The following is an 18,108-nucleotide window of genomic DNA, read 5'->3' on the forward strand; positions in this document are numbered from 1 at the left end:
TCTCGTCCGCCCCGGCCCGGCCCCTCACCCGAGGAGGTCGTGCCGCTTCGCCCAGGAGTTGACCGCGGCGGCGATCTCCTCGGGCCGGTCCTCCGGGCAGAGGTGGGCGGCCTGCCCGCAGTACTCGGTCTCCAGCGCCGAGATGTTCTCCTCGCACCAGGCGACGTGCTCGGGTCCGACCATCAGCACGGGCCCGCCGTCGAAGGTGAGCAGCAGCTTGGGCACCTCCGGGCTGGCGGCCAACCAGGCGTCGTACCGCTCGACCACGGCGACCACGTCCGCCGGGTTGCCGTCGATCGGCAGGGAGCGGGCCCAGCGGAGCATGGGGAGCCGGCTCTCGGGGGTCGGGTAGGGGGCGGCGTAGACGGCGTGGTCGGCCTCGCTCAGGGCGTGCATCATCGTCCTGCCGATGCTGTCCTCGATGAAGAGGTTGCGCTCCAGCACCATCTCCTCCCCCACGCCCGGGGTGCGGATCGCCTCGAACCGGGCGCGCCCCTCGGGCGAGTACTCGTCCCAGCTCATCGGCCGCAGGATCGTCTCCATGAAGGCGATCCCGAGAACCCGCTCCGGATGCCGGGTGGCCCGGTCGAAGGCGAGGGCCCCGCCCCAGTCCTGGCCGACCAGGACGACCCGGTCCAGTCCGAGGGCCTCGAACCAGGCGTCCAGGTAACGGGCGTGGTCCTCGAAGCGGTACTCCCCGCCGGGCTTGCCGGAGCGGCCCATCCCGATGAGGTCCGGGGCCAGGACGCGGACCGGTCCCTCGATCCGGGGCAGCACGCCGCGCCACAGGTGGGAGGAGGTGGGGTTGCCGTGCAGGAAGACGAACGGAACGCCTTCGCGGTGGCCCGCTTCCTCGTAGTACATCGTCGAGTCGAGCACGTCGATCGTGGGCATGGGAGGCCCCTTCCACTATTCGTTCGGGCGACTAACGTTGGCGACACGAACGAATGTAAACCGTTAGTGCCACCAACGCAAGGGCTACCATCGCCCCATGACCACGCACGAGAACGAAGCCGTCCCGGCCCGCCTGCGGGAGCTCCCCAGCCGACTGCTCGCCCAGGCCTCGACCCACGCCCAGCGCCTGGTGACGGAAAGCCTCGGCAAGGCGGATGCGCACAAATGGCATTACGCGGCACTGGTCGCACTGGAGGCTTCCGGGCCGGTGAGCCAGGCGGCACTGAGCACCCGCACCGGCATCCACACCAGCGACCTCGTCGGCGTCCTCAACGAGCTGGCCGGGCGCGAACTCGTGGAACGGACCCCCGACCCCGCGGACCGCAGGCGCAACGTCATCACCCTCACACCGCTCGGCCGGCGCCGGCTCCGCAAGCTGGAGCACGTGCTCGACGCCACCCAGGAGGAGCTCCTCTCCCCCTTGTCCGCGCACGAGCGGGAACAGCTCGTGCGACTCCTCGGCCGACTCGTCGAGCATCACGCCACGAGCGGCCCCACTATGGGACCTGACAGTCAATAACACCCAAATGCCCCACCCGTCGCGATCAACATCTCATATCTGAGATACGGTGCACCCATGGCAGACGATTACCTCGTACGCATCGGCAAGCTCATTCGTGACGCCCGGCAACACCGGGGCTGGACACAGAGTCAACTCGCAGACGCCCTGGGCACCAGCCAGAGCGCCGTGAACCGGATCGAGCGCGGCAACCAGAACATCAGCCTTGAGATGATCGCCCGGATCGGCGAGGCCCTCGACAGCGAGATCGTGTCCCTCGGTTACGCCGGCCCGATGCACCTGAGGGTCGTCGGCGGGCGCCGCCTGTCCGGCGCCATCGACGTCAAGACGAGCAAGAACGCGTGCGTCGCCCTGCTGTGCGCCTCGCTGCTCAACAAGGGCCGTACGGTGCTGCGTCGCGTGGCCCGCATCGAGGAGGTCTACCGCCTCCTGGAGGTCCTGAACTCCATCGGAGTCCGCACCCGCTGGATCAACGACGGCGTGGACCTCGAGCTCATCCCGCCGGCCGGCCTCGACATGGACGCCATCGACGCCGACGCGGCCGTCCGCACCCGCAGCATCATCATGTTCCTCGGCCCCCTGCTCCACCGGATGGACAGCTTCCGCCTGCCCTACGCCGGCGGCTGCGACCTCGGCACGCGCACCATCGAGCCCCACATGATCGCCCTGCGCCGCTTCGGCCTGGACATCACCGCGACCGAGGGCATCTACCACGCCAAGGTCGAGCCCGGCGTCAGCCCCGACCGCCCGATCGTCCTGACCGAGCGCGGGGACACGGTCACCGAGAACGCGCTGCTGGCCGCGGCCCGCCACGACGGCGTCACCGTCATCCGCAACGCCTCGTCCAACTACATGGTCCAGGACCTGTGCTTCTTCCTGGAGGCGCTGGGCGTCAAGGTCGAGGGCATCGGCACGACCACCCTCACGGTCCACGGCGTCCCGAACATCGACGTGGACGTCGACTACTCCCCCTCCGAGGACCCGGTCGAGGCGATGAGCCTCCTGGCCGCGGCCGTCGTCACCGAGTCCGAACTCACCATCCGCCGGGTCCCGATCGAGTTCATGGAGATCGAGCTCGCGGTCCTGGAGGAGATGGGCCTGGACCACGACCGCTCGGCGGAGTACACGGCGGACAACGGCCGCACCCGCCTGGTCGACCTCACGGTCCGCCCGTCGAAGCTCGAAGCCCCGATCGACAAGATCCACCCGATGCCGTTCCCCGGGCTGAACATCGACAACGTCCCGTTCTTCGCGGCGATCGCCGCCGTGGCGCAGGGCCAGACCCTCATCCACGACTGGGTGTACGACAACCGCGCCATCTACCTCACGGACCTGAACCGCCTGGGCGGCCGCCTCCAACTCCTGGACCCCCACCGCGTCCTGGTCGAGGGCCCCACCCGCTGGCGCGCGGCCGAGATGATGTGCCCCCCGGCCCTGCGCCCGGCGGTGGTCGTCCTCCTGGCGATGATGGCGGCCGAGGGCACCTCGGTGCTCCGCAACGTCTACGTGATCAACCGCGGCTACGAGGAACTGGCGGAACGCCTCAACTCGGTGGGCGCGCAGATCGAGATCTTCAGGGACATCTAGTGCCGTGGCCGTTCGACCGGCGGTTCGCCCGGTGCGCGACGGCACGACCCGGGCCCCATCCCCCTTCACGGAGGGCGATGGGGCCTTCGTCGTGACGTGTGACGTGGGTCAGGAGACGGTGCGCGAGCGGAGCTTGAGCAGGTCCGAGGGGCTCAGGCCGAGGCCGTCGGTCAGGAAGGCGCCGAAGCTGCCGTAGTCGGCCACGGCCTGGTCCCGGAAGGCGGCGAGGTAGTCGCCGCGCACCTCCTGGAGCGGGATCAGGAGGTCCGGGTTCTGCATGTACCCGGCCGCCTTCACCTGGTCGCGCAGGGCCTTGTCCGACGCGGCCCGCAGGCTGTTGGAGAGGAGGTAGTCCTGCTCCGAGGTGGACGCGGGGACGCCGACGGCGCGCAGGATCGTGTCCGCGAGGACGCCGGTGCGGTCCTTGCCCGCCGAGCAGTGGAAGGCGATCGGCTTCGTCGAGTTGGCGACGTCCTTGATCGCGGCGCCGAGCGCGGCCCGGTTGGCGGGGTTGGTGACGAAGCCCTTGTAGAGGGTGCGCATCCGCTCCTCCGCGGCTCCGTTGCCGAGCTGCGCCTGCTGGTAGACGGGGTCCTTGGAGCGGACCACACCGCCGATGAAGGCGAAGAGCGAGGTGTCGTCGACGGGACGGGCCACCCCGGTCACGCCGGCCGGGAGCTTGTCGGTGCCGTCGGCCTGGATCTCCGGGCCGGTGCGGAGGTCGATGACCTTGCCGAGACCGAGCGCGCCGACGGCGTTGACACCGTCGGGGGTGAGCTTGGAGAGGGTCTCGGTGCGGTAGACGGTGCCCCACTTGGTGGTCTTGCCGTCGTAGGTGGTGTAGCCGCCGAGGTCGCGGGCGTTGACGAGTCCGGGGACGGACAGGACGCGGCCGGGGGCGCCGGCGCCGGACACGGCCTGTGCGGGTGCGGTGATCGCGGCGTGGGCTGCCACGGGAGCGACCGTGACGGCGAGGGCCAGGGCGACGGCGGACGCGCCGACGGCACGGGAAATGGATCTCACTCGGATGTTCCTTCCTGGAGCTGAGGGCGGGGACGGTAGCCCGTGGATCCTCAGATCTGAAGATGTTGCTCCGGTGATCAACTGACGAACAGTCAGCATATCGGGATGTGGCAATCCATGCCACACAGGCTTGCGACGCCAGATACTGAAGCGCGTCCGAGTCGCCCCACGCGTCACGGGACCCTCAAAGGGTTGACGGAGTTTCAGCATTCTTATGACTAAATGCCGTTGCCGTCTCAGAATGTGCACGAAGGGCGCCATTTCCCGGCGCCTCGCACGGCCTCCCCCCACCAGGTTCAGCTCCGTAGCACCGTCACACCCAGGGACCTTCATTGACCAGTACCCGTCAGACGACGACCGTGAAGAAGCGCTGCCTCGGCGCCCTCACCGTCCTCGCCGCCGTCCTGTCGCTCACCGCCTGCGACCCGGCCACCCCCGCCGACACCCCGAGCACCAGCGCCACCGCGAGCGCGAGCGCGACCGGCAGCCCCACCCCGACGTCGAGTCCGAGTCCGAGCGCCACCCCGAGCGCCGCTCCCACCACGACGCCGCCGCCCCCGCCGCCCACCACCGAGGCCCCCACCACGGCCGCCCCTGCCCCGGCGCCTCCGGCTCCCACCCGGACCCGCACCCAGGCACCTCCGCCCGAGCCCACCCAGGCGTCCTCCGACTGCTACCCCCGTTCCAACGCCGGGAACTGCTACAAGGCGGGCCAGATATGCCGGAAGGCCGATGTCGGCACGTCCGGCCGCGATGCCAACGGCCGCACGATCTACTGCCGTCACGACAGCAGCGTGGGCCAGCGCTGGGGCTACTGAGCCTCACCACCACGACCGGGGGTCCGGCGGCGGTCCGCCGCCGGGCCGAGGAGTGCGAGGGGCCGAGGAGTGCGAGGGGCCGAGGGGCCGAGGGGCCGAGGGGCCGAGGGGTGATGACGTATCAATCATGACAGCTCAGCGGGGTTTTTCGTAGGACGAACGGCATAGTCGTTTGCCCTGGTGCGACCCCCCTTGCGGCTTTCAGAATCGGCGTCATGAATCACACGGGGAACATCAACCACCACGAGGTCCTACGAGCCCGCGTCGCCCTCCTCGGCTCCGGGACGATGCCGGGCCGGCATCAGGTCGCCGCCTACCGCACCCTCGCCGAGGTCAGTCCCCTCGCGTACCTGCCCCTGCTGGCGAAGGCCCTGTACGAGTACAGCCTCGCGGAGTTCGCCCATCGGCCGGAGATCGCGCTGGCCCTGCGGGCCGAAGGCGTTGCCGCCGCGCGGCGGATGTGCGGGCTGGAGGCGGGCTGGGAGGACGTGCTCGTCACCGCGCTGGGGCACTACGGGGAGCAACTGGCGCTCATGGGGCGGGAGGACGAACTCCGCGCCGTGGACGAGGAGATCGCACGCGGTGGAAAGTGAGGGCCGTGGCCGGTATTCGGCCTCGTGGGAGGCGGCACTCGCCATGTGCGGCGGGAGGACGGCAGAATCGGGGCGTCATCACGGACGAGGGGGCGGCCATGGCAGTGAGTACGACGGAGGCGGCGGCGGGGCGGGAGATCCCGGTGCTCGCGGGGGTGCCCGTGGTCGGGTCGCTCTTCGATCTGAAGGCGGACGCACTGGGCACGTACCTGCGGGCGCAGCGCGAGCACGGTGACGTCGTACGGGTCAGCGTCGGCCCGCCCGGGCTGCGCGCCGAGTTGTACTGCGTGTTCTCGGCGGAGGGCGCCCAGCAGGTGCTCGCCGCGCAGTCGGCCAACTTCCGCAAGGACAACCCCTTCTACCAGGAGATCCGCGAGTCCTTCGGCAACGGGCTGCTGACCAGCCAGGACGAGGACTACCTGCGCCAGCGCCGACTGGTCCAGCCGCTGTTCACCAAGCGGCGGGTCGACGGTTACGCCGGGGCCGTCGCCGCCGAGACCGCGTCGGTGATCAAGGCGTGGGAGGAGGCCGCCGACGGGGTCGTCGACGTCTCGGAGGAGATGATGCACCTCGCCCTGCGCGCGGTCGCGCGGATCCTCTTCGGCACCGACGTCGAGGCCACCGTCGACGTCGTCGACCGGTGTTTTCCGGTCATCACCGACTACGTGCTGCGCCGGGGCTACTCCCCCGTCAACATCCCGCGCGCCTGGCCCAGCCCGGGCAACCGGCGGGCGGCCGCGGCGATGGACGAGTTGTACGGGGTCTGCGACGAGATCATCTCCGGACGGCGGGGCGGCGCGGACGCGGAGGAGGGCGGGGCGAAGGACCTGCTGAGTCTGCTCGCCGCCGCCAAGAGCTCGGACGACGGGGAGTTCGACGCCGCCGAGCTGCGCGACCAGGTGCTGATCTTCCTGCTGGCCGGGCACGAGACCACCGCGACCTCCCTCGCCTTCACCCTCCACCTGCTGGCCCGCCATCCCGAGCAGCAGCGGCGGGCCCGCGAGGAGATCACCCGGGTCCTCGGCGACCGCACGCCGGAGGCGGCCGACCTGGACCGGCTCCCGTACCTCACCCAGGTGCTCAAGGAGGCCATGCGGCTCTACCCGGCCGCTCCGGTCATCGGCCGCAACGCCGTCGCCGCCACCGAGATCGGGGGGCACACCATCCCCGCCGGCGCGAACGTGATCCTCGCGCCGTGGGTGACGCACCGCCACCCCGACTACTGGCCGGATCCGGACCGCTTCGACCCCGAGCGCTTCACCCCGGAGGCGGAGGCGGAGCGTCCGCGCTACGCCTGGTTCCCCTTCGGGGGTGGTCCGCGCGCCTGCATCGGGCAGCACTTCTCGATGCTGGAGTCGGTGATCGCGCTGGCCATGATCCTGCGGGCGTACGAGTTCGAGGCCGTGGACACCGACATCCCGGTCAGCGCGGGCATCACCCTGGTCACGCAGGGCCCGACGCGCTGCCGGGTCAGGAGCTTGGAAGGCTGAGGGGCGCCCGGCCATCATGGCCGGATGGACGAGGAGATTCCAGGGCGTTTGTCCACCTATGTACGGCGGCCCGCGCGTGCACTGCTGCCCGGGTCGCCGGCCCGGGCACCGCTGCCGCGCCGGATCGGCGACTTCTTCCTCATCCGGTTCCTGAAGGCGCTGCCCGACGACCTCGCCGACGCGGTGGCCGCGCTCCTCGACCCCGTCGAACGGGCCGCCCGGCTGATCGGGCGGCTCTTCCACGGTCCGGCCCTGCACGGCGGCTGGGGCAGCGAGGCCGGCCGTCTCGCGCTGGCCCTGCACTGCTTCCACTGGACGCGCTGGCACGCCGAGACGCGGGGCCCGCGCGGCACCTTCACCGCGACCCCGGGCAAGATCACCGTCCGGCCGCCGTGGGGGCGCGGGGACCCGGCCAGGGAGAGCCGGTCCGCCGCGTGCGCCCTGCGTCCGCTCCCCCCGCTGCTGCGCCGGCCGGCCCGGGTGGACCTGCTCTTCGCGGACGGGTCCTGGCTGTCGCTGCGGATGAACACCCGTGCGGACGCGGCCCGGCTCCGTGCGCTCCTGCGACCCTAGGGGGCCTATGCGCTCGTCGGCGTGTGGTTGCCCTGGAGCCGTGCCAGGTCCGAGGGGCGGACCTGGATGACGATCAGCGCGATCAGCGCGCCGACCAGGGTGAACACGGCCGCCACCACGAATGCCGTACCGATGCCCGAGGTGAGCACCTGGTCGCTCCACGGCTTCGGGTACTGCCCCGTGCGCCTGAAGTAGAGCAGCTGTTCGGGGGTGGCGCCGCGCAGGAAGGCCGGGGCCTGCGCCTTCGCCTCGTTGCGGCTGGCCGTGCCGAAGACGGTCACCAGGATCGACAGGCCGAGCGAACCGCCGATCTGCTGCATCGAGTTCAGCAGTCCGGAGGCCGCGCCCGACTCCCTGTCGGGGACGTTGGACAGGGCCATCAGGGTCAGCGAGACGAACTGCAGGCCCATGCCGAGGCCGAAGATCAGCAGCGGGCCGAGGATGCTGCCCAGGTACGTCGAGTGGATGTCGATCCGCGTCAGCCAGGCGAGTCCCGCCGCCGTGCACAGCGCGCCGGTGACCATGAAGGGCTTGGGCCCGAACTTCGGGAGCAGTTGTGAGGTCGTGCCGGCGCCCACCGCGATGATCGCGCTCACCGGCAGGAAGGCGAGGCCGGCCTGGAGCGGGCTGAAGCCGAGCACGATCTGCACGAAGAGCGTGAGGAAGAAGAACATGCCGAAGATCGCACAGGCGAGCATCAGCATGATCCCGTAGGTCCCGGCCCGGTTGCGGTCGGCGAACATGTGCAGCGGGGTGATCGGCTGCGGCGAACGGCGCTCGTTGAGGATGAAGAGGGTCAGCAGGACCACGGCGGCGCCGAAGGAGCCGAGCGTGATCGGGTCGCGCCAACCGTCCTGCGAGGCCCGGATGAAGCCGTACACGAGGGCGACCATGCCCGTGGTGGACAGCAGCGCTCCGGCGAGGTCGAAGTGTCCGGGGTGGCGTTCGGACTCGTGGATCACCCTCCTGGCCAGCACCGCGATCAGCACGGCGATCGGGACGTTGACGAAGAACACCCATCGCCAGTTGAGCCATTCGACGAGGATGCCGCCCGCGAGGAGACCGATGGCGCCGCCCGCGGCGGAGACGCCCGCGAACACGCCGAACGCCCGGTTGCGGGCCGGGCCTTCGCGGAAGGTGGTGGTGATCAGGGCGAGGGCGGTCGGGGAGGCGATGGCGCCGCCGACGCCCTGGAGGGCCCGGGCCGCCATCAACTGGCCCTCGTTCTGGGAGAGTCCGCCGAGCAGGGAGGCGAGCCCGAAGAGCAGGACGCCGGAGATGAAGACGCGTTTGCGGCCGAGGATGTCGCCCGTCCGGCCGCCGAGGAGCAACAGGCCGCCGAAGGCGAGGGTGTAGGCGTTGACGACCCAGGACAGGCTCTCGGTGTTGAAGTGGAGCGCGGTCTGGATGTGCGGCAGCGCGATGTTCACGATGGTGATGTCGAGGACCACCATGAGCTGGCAGGAGGCGATGACGAACAGTGCGAGTCCGTTGCCGCTGCCTCGGACCTTGCCGTCGGTCCCCTTGGTGTTCGGCGATGCGTTCGCGTCCACCCTTTCGACGCTAAGCCCGCTCCCACGCGGTCACCACTCGAACGGCCTAGTCACGGACGCCCTGCCCGCCAGCGCTAGTGCCATTTCACATGTCACACTACATTCATGGACGACTTCCTCAGGCTCTCCGCCGATACGGCCCGGTTCACCCACGGAGCCCCGCGCACCTTCTCCTTCGGGGACGACGGCCGACTGCTCTGGTTCCTCCGCTCCGGCGGCCCCACCGACGCCTTCGAGAGTCTCTGGGTGCTCGACACCACCACCGGGACCGAAACCCGGCTTGCCGACCCCCTCGACCTGTGCCCCCGGCCGGGCCCCCTGCCCACCGCCGAGCGCCGGCTGCGCGAGCGGATCCGGCTCGTCGCGGCCGGCATCGGCTCGTACGCGCTCTCCGGTGACGGCCTGCGCGCCGCCTTCGCGCTGTACGGCCGGCTGTACGGCGTCGACGCGACCGGATCCGCGGCGCCCGAGGAGATCCCTGCCTCGGGCCCCGCCTGGGACCCCCGGCCCAACTCCGACGGCACCCGCACCGCCTACGTCAGTGACGACGCCCTGTACGTCGCCCCCGGCGGCCGGGTCAGTCCCGACGACGGGGCCCGCTGGGGCGTGGCCGAGTTCGCCGCGGCCGAGGAACTGGGCCGCGCCCGCGGCCACTGGTGGTCCCCGGACGGGATCACCCTGCTGGCCGCCCGCGTCGACGAATCCGCCCTCCAGCGGCGCTGGTTCACCGATCCGGCCCACCCCGAGCTGCCGCCCGAGGACTTCGCCTACCCCGAGGCGGGCGGGCCCAACGCCGACGTCCAGTTGTGGGTGCTGGGCCCGGCCGGGCAGCGGATACGGCTCGACTGGGACGCGGTGAGCTACCCGTACGTCTCCGACGCGGACTGGGACTCGGAGTCGGAGATCCTGCTCACCGTCCAGGACCGCCTCCAGCAGCGCGTCCTGCTGCTCTCCGCCGACCCGACCACCGGCCGCACCCGCGAACTCTCCCGCACCGTGCACCCCCAATGGGTGGACCCGCTGCTCCCCGGCACCCCGGCCCGGCTCCCCGACGGGCGGATGCTGACCTGCGCCGACACCCCGGGCGGAGCGGCCCGCGCGCTCGCCGTCGACGGCTCCCCGCTCACCGGCGACGGGATCCAGATCCGCCGGGTGGCCGGGATCCACGGGGGCTCCCTGCTCGTCGAGGCCGCCCAGGGCGACCCCGCCGACCAGCAGGTGCTGCTGATCGACCCGGTCACCGGCACGCGGACCCCGCTCGCCGACGGGCCCGGGGTGCACTCCGTCCTCGCCTCGGCCGGGACCCTGCTGCTGACCTCGGCCGACGCGGACGGGATCCGGCGCACCGTTCGCACCGCGGACGGGCGGGAGCTCTCCCCCACCGACCTGTCCCAGCCGCTGCCCCACCGGGTGGTCCCGCTCCTGGAACGGGTCACCGAGCACCGCCTGCCCACCGCCCTGGTCCTCCCCCGGGGCCATGTCCCCGGCCGGCGGCTGCCCGTACTGATGGACAGCTACGGCGGTCCCGGCGCGCAGGACGTCAGCTCCGAACCGCGCCGTTGGCAGGCCCGCCAGTGGTGGGCGGACCAGGGCTTCGCCGTGGTGACCGTCGACAACCGCGGGACCGCGTACGTCTCCCCCGCCCACACGCACGCCATGTACCGCGGCTTCTCCGAGGTGACCCTGGAGGACCAGGTCGCCGCCCTCCGGGCGCTCGGCGCCCGGCACCCCGACCTCGACCTCGGCCGGGTCGGCATCCGCGGCTGGTCCTACGGCGGCTACCTCGCGGCCATGGCGGTGCTGCGCCGCCCGGACGTCTTCCACGCGGCGGCGGCCGGGGCCGCGCCCACCGACTTCCGCCACTACGACACCGCGTACACCGAGCGCTACCTCGGCCTCCCCCAGGAGCACCCGGAGGTGTACGAACGGGACTCCCTGATCCCGGACGCGCCGAAGCTGACCCGCCCGCTGCTCCTCACCACGGGCCTGGCCGACGACAACGTCCACCCCTCCCACACCCTGCGCCTGTCCCGGGCCCTGACGGACGCGGGCCGCCCCCACCGGCTGCTGGCCCTGCCGGGCGTCACCCACATGACCCCGGGCGGCACCCGCGAGAAGCTGATGGCCCTGGAACTGGACTTCTTCCGCCGCGAACTGGCCTGAGCGGCTCCGGACGCGCGGAAGGGCCCCGGAGACGTCGTCGTCCCCGGGGCCCTTCCCCTTCCCCGAGATCCCCGTCAGTCACCGGGGAAGTGACACGCCACCTCCCTGGAGGCGGTGAGCTGCAACAGCGGCCGCTCGGTGCGGCAGACCTCCTGCGCCTTGGGGCAGCGCGGGTGGAAGGTGCAGCCCGGGGGTGGGGCGGCCGGGCTCGGCGGGTCGCCGAGCAGCACGATCCGCTCCCGTCGCCGTTCCGCCGCCGGGTCGGGCAGCGGCACGGCGGACAACAGCGCCCTGGTGTAAGGGTGCTGGGGGTTCTCGTACAGGGACTGCTTGTCCCCGATCTCGACGATCCTGCCGAGGTACATGACGGCGACCCGGTCGCTGACCCGCTTGACGACCGAGAGGTCGTGCGCGATGAACACGTACGCCAGGCCCAGTTCGGTGCGCAGCCGCTCCATCAGGTTGACGATCTGGGCCTGGACGGAGACGTCGAGGGCGGAGACCGGCTCGTCGGCGATGACCAGGCGCGGGCTGGTGGCCAGCGAGCGGGCGATGCCGATGCGCTGGGCCTGGCCGCCGGAGAACTCGTGCGGGTAGCGGTCGATGTGTTCGGGGATCAGGCCGACCAGGTCCATCAGTTCGGCGGCGCGCCGCCGGGCGTCGCCCGCGCTCCAGCCCTGGACCAGCAGCGGGTCGGAGATGATCCGGGCCACGGACTGGCGGGGGTTGAGGGAGGAGTGGGGGTCCTGGAAGACCATCTGGATGTGCCGCCGCATCGGCCGCAGGGCGCTCTGCGAGAGCCGGCTGATGTCGCGGCCTTCGAACTCGACGCTGCCGGAGGTGGGTTCCAGCAACCGTACGAGCATCCGCCCGGTGGTGGACTTCCCGCAGCCCGACTCGCCGACCAGGCCGAGGGTCCCGCCGGCCTCCAGGTCGAAGGAGACCCCGTCGACGGCGTGCACGGGCGCCCCCCGACGCCCGGTCACGGACCGCTTCCCGGGGAAGGTCATGGTGAGGTCGCGGACGCTCAACAGCGGTCCGGACGGCTGCCCTTCCCGCTCCGCGGCGGGCTGGGGGCGGGTGGCCTGGGCCGTCATCGGGACACCTCCGGGGCAGGGCCGGCGGCAGCGGGCACCGCGCCGGCGAAGTGGCAGGCCGCCAGCCGGTCCGGCGAGGCGCCCGGGCGCAGTTCGGGCCGCTCGCCCGTGCAGCGGGCCGCGTCCCCGGCCGGAGCCGCGGCGGCCACCGCGCAGCGGGGGGCGAAGGCGCAGCCCGGCGCCGGGGCGAGCAGGGACGGCGGGGAGCCGGGGATGGACGGCAGCGGGAGGTCGTCGGCGGTGTCGAGGCGGGGCAGCGAGTCGAGCAGGCCGCGCGTGTAGGGGTGGGCGGGCTCCGCGAAGAGGGCGTCGACCGGGGCCTGTTCGGCGGCCCGGCCGCCGTACATGACCAGCACCTCGTGGGCGACGCGGGCGACGACCCCCAGGTCGTGGGTGATCATCACGACGCCGAGGCCGCGCTCCTGCTGGAGCCTGGCGATCAGCTCCAGGATCTGCGCCTGCACGGTGACGTCCAGGGCGGTGGTCGGCTCGTCGGCGATCAGCAGGTCGGGCTCGCAGGCCAGGGCCATGGCGATCATGGCCCGCTGGCGCATGCCCCCGGAGAACTGGTGCGGGTACTCCCCCGCCCGGCGGGCCGGTTCCGGGATGCCGACCTCGCCGAGCATGTCCACGGCCCGCTTGCGGGCGGCGGCCCGGCCGGCCTTGAAGTGGACCCGGAAGTGCTCGGCGATCTGCTCGCCGACCGTGTAGTAGGGGTGCAGGCTGGAGAGCGGGTCCTGGAAGATCATGGCCATCCGGCGGCCGCGGATCCGGGACAGCTCCCGCTCGGACAGGCCGGTCAGCTCCCGTCCGTCGAGCGCGACGGAGCCGCCGACCCGGGCGGCTCCCCGGTGCAGGCCCATGACGGCCAGGGAGGTGACGGACTTGCCGGATCCGGACTCGCCGACGATCCCGAGGGTGCGGCCCGCCTCGACGGTGAACCCGAGGGAGTCGACGGCGCGCACGGTCCCGCGCGGGGTGGTGAACGTGACGTTCAGATCGCGGACTTCGAGGAGGGCGGCCATCAGTACCTCACTCTCGGGTCGATGACGGCGTACAGGAGGTCGACGACGAGGTTGGCGACGACGATGAAGAAGGCGGCGAGCAGTGTGACGCCGAGGACCACGGGCTGGTCGGAGTTGACGAGCGCTCCGTAGAACAGTCGTCCGATGCCGGGGAGTCCGAAGATGGACTCGGTGATGACGGCTCCGGCGAGCAGTCCGCCGAGGTCCATCCCGAAGATGGTCAGGATCGGGGTCATCCCGGAGCGCAGCCCGTGTTTGACGACGACCGTGCGCTCGGGCATGCCCTTGGCGCGGGCGGTGCGGATGTACGGCTCGGCCATCGCCTCGATCATCGAACCGCGGCTCTGGCGCGCGTACATGGCCGCGTACAGCAGGGCGAGCGCGGTCCACGGCAGCAGCAGGTTGGTCGCCCAGGCGAGCGGGTCGTCGGTGAAGGCCTGGTAGGAGGGGTAGGGCAGGAGGCCCGCGATGCGGATCACCCCGTAGATCAGCATCACGGAGGTGAAGTAGACGGGCAGGGAGGCGGCGGCGACGGCGCCCACCATCAGGGCCTTGTCGGTGGCGGTGTCCTTGCGCAGGGCGGCGGTGACCCCGGCGCCCAGTCCGAGGACCAGCCACAGGGCGGCGGCGCCGACGGCGAGGGACGCGGAGACCGGGAGCCGGTCCATGAGCAGGTCCCAGACGGGCAGGGAGTTCTCGTACGAGTACCCCAGGCAGGGGAAGTCGCACTGGACGGCGTACTGGCCGGAGCCGAGGGTGCGGCCGGTGAAGATCCCGGTGAGGAAGTCGCCGAACTGCCGCCACAGGGGCTGGTCGAGGCCCAGGTAGGCGCGTACGTCGGCCAGCCGCTCGGCACTGCAGGTCTTGCCGCAGGCGGCCGCGGCCGGGTCGGAGGGCAGGACGTAGAAGATGAGGAAGGTGACGGCGGCGATCGCGAGCAGCACTCCGACGAGGGCGAGCAGCCGGCGGGCGAGGTAGAGGATCAACTGCGGCCGCCCCTCGGGTCGAGGATGTCGCGCAGGGCGTCGCCGAGCAGGGTGAAGGCGAGCACGGCGAGGAAGAGGAACACGCTCGGGATGACGAAGTACATGGGGTCGGTCTCGTAGAAGGCCACGGACTCGGCGATCATCTGGCCCCAGGAGGGGGTGGGCGGGCGCACGCCCACGCCGAGGTAGCTGAGCGCGGCCTCGGTGCTGATCATGCCGGGGATGAGCAGGGTGGTGTAGGCGATGACGGGGCCCGAGACGCCCGGGAGGATCTCGCGGGTCAGGATCCGCCAGGAGCCGGCGCCGCCGACGCGTGCGGCGTCGACGTACTCGCGGTGGCGGAGGGAGAGGGTCTGGCCGCGGACGATCCGGGCGACGCCGGGCCAACCGAAGAGACCGATGACGGAGGTCATCAGCACGAGCCGGTTGACGTCCTTGGCCACCGACAGCATCGCGATCATGAAGATGAGGGACGGGAAGGACATGGTCAGGTCCATGAGCCGGGACAGGACCGTGTCGGTGCGGCCGCCGAAGTAGCCGGCGGCGATCCCGGCGGCGGTGCCGGTGACGACGACGATGGCGGTGGCCGCGAAGGCGATGAGGAGGGAGACCTGCGCGCCGTGGACGACGCGTGCGAACAGGTCCCGCCCGGTGACGGGTTCGACCCCGAGCCAGTGCTCGGGGCCGATCCCGCCGAGGGAGCCGAGGGGCTGGCCGCCGAGGTAGGGGTCGATGGCGGTCTTGTCGAACTCCTCGGGGGACCAGCCGCCGAGCGCGCCCAGCCAGGGGGCGGCCAGGGCCATCAGGACGAAGAGGAGGACGACGCAGAGGCTGACCCGGACGGCGGTCCGCCGGCCGAGCTCCCGCCGGGCGAGTTGCCAGGGGCTGCTGCCGTGCGCTGCCGCGGGCCGGGCGGTGGCGGCATCGGAGGCCGGGGCCGTACCGGGGGCCGGAGCCGTACCAGGGGCCGGGGCCGTACCGGCGGCCGGGGCCGTGTCGGGAAGCGGGGTGCCGGACGGGGCGGGCGCCGCCCGGTCTTCCGGGACCGGTGCTGTGGTGGTCATGGGCGGGGGCTCCGGGTTCCTCAGCCCTGGCTCTTCGACGGGTCCTTGAGGCCGACCGTCCCGTAGTCGATGGTGCCGGTCCACACGGGGTGGCCGTACGCGCCCGCGATGTTCGGGCCGACGAGGAGCGGCTTGCGCTCCATGAGGATCGGGATGGACGGGGACTTCTTCATGATCTCGGCGTCGAGGTCGATCCACGCCTGGTTCGCCTGCTTCGCGTCGGCCATCGCGTTGATCTCGTCGATCCGCTTCATGACGGCGTCGTCGCGGAACTGGGCGTAGTTGCCCTGGTTCCCCTTGTCCTTGATGGTGCGTCCGTCGAAGACGAACGGGATCCAGGTGGAGCCGGAGGGGTAGTCGGGGCACCACCCGGTGTACGTCATGTCCGGGGTCGTGGAGAGGTCGCCGATGGCGTCGTAGTACGCGCCGGGGTCGACGGTGTCGATGACGACCTCGACGCCGGCCCGGGACAGCCCCTGCTGGATGGCCTCCGCCCGGCCCTTGTCCCCGGTGGAGACCGCGAGGGTGACCTTGAGGTTCTCCTTGCCGGCGGCCTTGAGGAGTTCCTTGGCCTTGGCCGGGTCGCCGGCCGGGGCGATCTTCAGGGTGTCGGCCTGCTTGCCGCCGGAGAGGGCCGGGGGCAGGTAGGCGGTGGCGACCTCGTTGAGGGCGGGCCCGCCGGCCGCGGTGATGATGGCCTCCTTGTCGACCGCGTACTGCATGGCCTCGCGGACCTTGGGGTCGTTGAAGGGGGCGCGGGAGTTGTTCAGGTGGAGCATGACCGTACAGCCCTGGGACTCGGCGAGCAGCCGCCCCTTGATCTCGGGCTTGGGCAGCACCTTGGGGGCGCTCTCGGGGCGCATGTTGGCGTACTCGACGGCGGAGGCGTCGGCGCCCTCGCCGGCGATGATGCGGTCGTCGATCTGGCCGCCCTTGAGGCCCATGACGACGACGAACTTGTCCGGGTAGGCCTTGCGGACGGTGTCGGTCTTCGGGTCCCAGTGCTCGTTGCGGACGAGGACGAGCTTCTTGTCGCGGTCGTACGTCTCGATCTTGTACGGGCCGGAGGAGAACGGGCGGGCGTCGTACTGGGTGCCCTTCTCCTGGGCCTGCGGTACGGGCGCGAAGGTGGGGAGGGTGGCGGTCTGGGAGAACTCGGCGACGGGGCGCTTGAGCTCGAAGACGATCGTGCGGTCGTCGGGGGTCTTGACGGAGTCGAGGTGCTGTCCCTGGAGCGGGCCCTTGTAGCCCTCGGCGCCGGCCAGGTACTGGGCGGCGTAGTCGGGGCCGCCGGTCAGGTCGGGGGCGAAGGAGCGCTCGACGTTGTACTTGACGTCCTGGGCCTTGATCGGCGAGCCGTCCTCGTACTTCAGGCCCTCCTTCAGGGTGAAGGTCCAGGTCTTGCCCCCGTTGGACGGGGTCCCGAGGTCGGTGGCGAGGTCGGGGACCAGTTCGCTGCCGGCCTTGCCCGGTTCCGCCTTGAAGGTGACGAGCGTGCGGTAGAGCAGGCGGGTGCCGAAGTCCATCGTCGGCATCGTCCAGTTGCGGGCCGGGTCGAGGTGGGCGAAGTCCTGGTTGGACAGGACGGTGAGGGTGCCGCCCTTGACCGGGGTGCCGCCGATGGTCTTGCCGTCGTTGGCGGCGGCGGGGTTGGAGGCACCCGAACCCGCCGAGCCCTTCTTGGTGCCGGAGCAGCCCGAGGCGCCGAGTGCGAGTGCCGCCACCAGGGCGGTGGCGAGGGCGAGTTGGGTGCGCTTGGTCATGGTCACTCCAGTGAAGGGCCGCGCTCTACGATGTGACCGGTAACATAGTAATGTGAAATTGCACTGACAAGGGGTTGGCGCCGCCGTTATCCAGCCGTGTCCAAATCCCTTGTGCAGCAAGCACGTTGGGCCCGGACCGAGGAGGTCCGGGCCCAACGCGAGGCGTCCGGGGGACGCCGGGGTCAGCTCTTGGCGGTGCCGCCGAGGACGCCCGGGGTGCGACCCACCGGCTCGTCGCGGCCCTGGGCCCAGAGGGAGCGGACGTGGCCGAGGTGGCGGGCCATGCACTCCTCCGCCGCCTTCGCGTCACCGCTGATCATCAGGTCGAGCAGCTCGATGTGCTCCTCGGCCGAGGAGACCAGCTTGCCGGCCTCGTCCAGGCCGGTCAGGCCGTACAGCCGGGACCGCTTGCGCAGGTCGCCGACCGTCTCCACGAGGCGGTCGTTGCCCGCGAGGCCGAGCAGGGTCAGGTGGAAGCGGCGGTCCGCCTCCAGATAGCCGATGAGGTTGTGTTCGCGCGCGCTGGTGACGATCTCCTCGGCGATGGGACGCAGCTCCTCCAGCTGCTCGACCGTGGCCGTCTTCGTGATCCGACCGATGGTGGGGACCTCGATCATCGTGCGCAGCTCGGTGTACTGGTCCAGGTCGCGCTCGCTGACCTCGGTGATCCGGAACCCCTTGTTGCGTACGGGTTCCACCAGGCCCTCGCGGGCGAGGTCGAGCATCGCCTCGCGCACGGGGGTGGCCGAGACCCCGAGCTCGGCCGCGAGGCCGGGGGCCGAGTAGACGCTGCCCGGGCGCAGTTCGCCCGCTATCAGGGCCGCCCGGAGGGCGTGGCCGACCTGGTCGCGCAGCCGCTCCTGGGCCTTGATGAGACTGTGCTGCTTGAGGTCACCCAT

Annotated in this window: 16 protein-coding genes; 7 read left to right on the plus strand and 9 right to left on the minus strand. The window is 71.5% G+C overall.

Annotated features, from left to right (window positions below):
• Window positions 1–24 precede the first annotated feature (24 nt).
• Complete coding sequence (locus tag ACFYZL_RS24865) at window positions 25–894, minus strand: haloalkane dehalogenase (RefSeq protein ID WP_384744080.1); 870 nt, start codon at window positions 892–894, stop codon at window positions 25–27.
• A gap of 97 nt (window positions 895–991) precedes the next feature.
• On the opposite strand from ACFYZL_RS24865, the gene ACFYZL_RS24870 reads away from it, so the two are divergent.
• Both ACFYZL_RS24870 and ACFYZL_RS24875 read left to right on the plus strand, forming a co-directional pair.
• On the plus strand, window positions 992–1,474 hold the full coding sequence (locus ACFYZL_RS24870) for a MarR family winged helix-turn-helix transcriptional regulator (protein ID WP_384744082.1): 483 nt from the start codon (window positions 992–994) through the stop codon (window positions 1,472–1,474).
• A 57-nt stretch (window positions 1,475–1,531) separates the two neighbouring features.
• Entirely contained in the window at window positions 1,532–3,061 is a 1,530-nt protein-coding gene (locus ACFYZL_RS24875) for a helix-turn-helix domain-containing protein (RefSeq protein ID WP_384744083.1), read from the plus strand.
• Between the two features lie 108 nt (window positions 3,062–3,169).
• Here the strand turns inward: ACFYZL_RS24875 and ACFYZL_RS24880 are convergent, their stop codons facing one another.
• Window positions 3,170–4,084 (minus strand): tyrosine-protein phosphatase, encoded by a 915-nt coding sequence (locus ACFYZL_RS24880; protein WP_384744085.1) that lies wholly within the window; start codon window positions 4,082–4,084, stop codon window positions 3,170–3,172.
• A gap of 332 nt (window positions 4,085–4,416) precedes the next feature.
• Here ACFYZL_RS24880 and ACFYZL_RS24885 point away from each other — a divergent pair, with 332 nt between their 5' ends.
• From ACFYZL_RS24885 to ACFYZL_RS24900, 4 genes are all read left to right on the plus strand, one after another.
• Complete coding sequence (locus tag ACFYZL_RS24885) at window positions 4,417–4,902, plus strand: hypothetical protein (RefSeq protein WP_384744086.1); 486 nt, start codon at window positions 4,417–4,419, stop codon at window positions 4,900–4,902.
• 215 nt (window positions 4,903–5,117) lie between these two features.
• Window positions 5,118–5,495 (plus strand): hypothetical protein, encoded by a 378-nt coding sequence (locus ACFYZL_RS24890; RefSeq protein ID WP_388681739.1) that lies wholly within the window; start codon window positions 5,118–5,120, stop codon window positions 5,493–5,495.
• A 98-nt stretch (window positions 5,496–5,593) separates the two neighbouring features.
• Window positions 5,594–6,985: a cytochrome P450 gene (locus ACFYZL_RS24895; protein ID WP_388681742.1), complete on the plus strand. Its 1,392-nt coding sequence runs from the start codon at window positions 5,594–5,596 to the stop codon at window positions 6,983–6,985.
• A gap of 48 nt (window positions 6,986–7,033) precedes the next feature.
• On the plus strand, window positions 7,034–7,558 hold the full coding sequence (locus tag ACFYZL_RS24900; RefSeq protein ID WP_384744091.1) for a hypothetical protein: 525 nt from the start codon (window positions 7,034–7,036) through the stop codon (window positions 7,556–7,558).
• A 5-nt stretch (window positions 7,559–7,563) separates the two neighbouring features.
• On the opposite strand, the gene ACFYZL_RS24905 is transcribed toward ACFYZL_RS24900, so the two are convergent.
• Window positions 7,564–9,012, minus strand: a complete 1,449-nt coding sequence (locus ACFYZL_RS24905) for an MFS transporter (protein ID WP_384744165.1) — start codon at window positions 9,010–9,012, stop codon at window positions 7,564–7,566.
• A 204-nt stretch (window positions 9,013–9,216) separates the two neighbouring features.
• Here ACFYZL_RS24905 and ACFYZL_RS24910 point away from each other — a divergent pair, with 204 nt between their 5' ends.
• Window positions 9,217–11,274, plus strand: a complete 2,058-nt coding sequence (locus ACFYZL_RS24910; protein ID WP_384744093.1) for a prolyl oligopeptidase family serine peptidase — start codon at window positions 9,217–9,219, stop codon at window positions 11,272–11,274.
• A gap of 74 nt (window positions 11,275–11,348) precedes the next feature.
• On the opposite strand, the gene ACFYZL_RS24915 is transcribed toward ACFYZL_RS24910, so the two are convergent.
• From ACFYZL_RS24915 to ACFYZL_RS24940, 6 genes are all read right to left on the minus strand, one after another.
• Window positions 11,349–12,371, minus strand: coding sequence for an ABC transporter ATP-binding protein (locus tag ACFYZL_RS24915; protein WP_384744095.1), 1,023 nt, complete (start codon window positions 12,369–12,371; stop codon window positions 11,349–11,351).
• Complete coding sequence (locus ACFYZL_RS24920) at window positions 12,368–13,396, minus strand: ABC transporter ATP-binding protein (protein ID WP_384744097.1); 1,029 nt, start codon at window positions 13,394–13,396, stop codon at window positions 12,368–12,370. Before ACFYZL_RS24920 ends, ACFYZL_RS24915 begins: the two co-directional genes overlap by 4 nt.
• Window positions 13,396–14,382: an ABC transporter permease gene (locus ACFYZL_RS24925; RefSeq protein WP_384744098.1), complete on the minus strand. Its 987-nt coding sequence runs from the start codon at window positions 14,380–14,382 to the stop codon at window positions 13,396–13,398. The genes ACFYZL_RS24920 and ACFYZL_RS24925 overlap by 1 nt, the downstream gene beginning before the upstream one ends.
• Window positions 14,379–15,446 carry an ABC transporter permease gene (locus ACFYZL_RS24930; RefSeq protein WP_388681747.1) on the minus strand — a complete coding sequence of 356 codons (1,068 nt, stop codon included), beginning with the start codon at window positions 15,444–15,446 and terminating at the stop codon, window positions 14,379–14,381. Before ACFYZL_RS24930 ends, ACFYZL_RS24925 begins: the two co-directional genes overlap by 4 nt.
• A 20-nt stretch (window positions 15,447–15,466) precedes the next feature.
• Window positions 15,467–17,209 (minus strand): ABC transporter substrate-binding protein, encoded by a 1,743-nt coding sequence (locus tag ACFYZL_RS24935; RefSeq protein WP_384744101.1) that lies wholly within the window; start codon window positions 17,207–17,209, stop codon window positions 15,467–15,469.
• Between the two features lie 182 nt (window positions 17,210–17,391).
• Window positions 17,392–18,108, minus strand: a complete 717-nt coding sequence (locus tag ACFYZL_RS24940; RefSeq protein ID WP_384744102.1) for a GntR family transcriptional regulator — start codon at window positions 18,106–18,108, stop codon at window positions 17,392–17,394.

Source organism: Streptomyces sp. NPDC001717, assembly GCF_042892775.1.
In the GTDB taxonomy this organism is placed as follows: Bacteria; Actinomycetota; Actinomycetes; order Streptomycetales; family Streptomycetaceae; genus Streptomyces.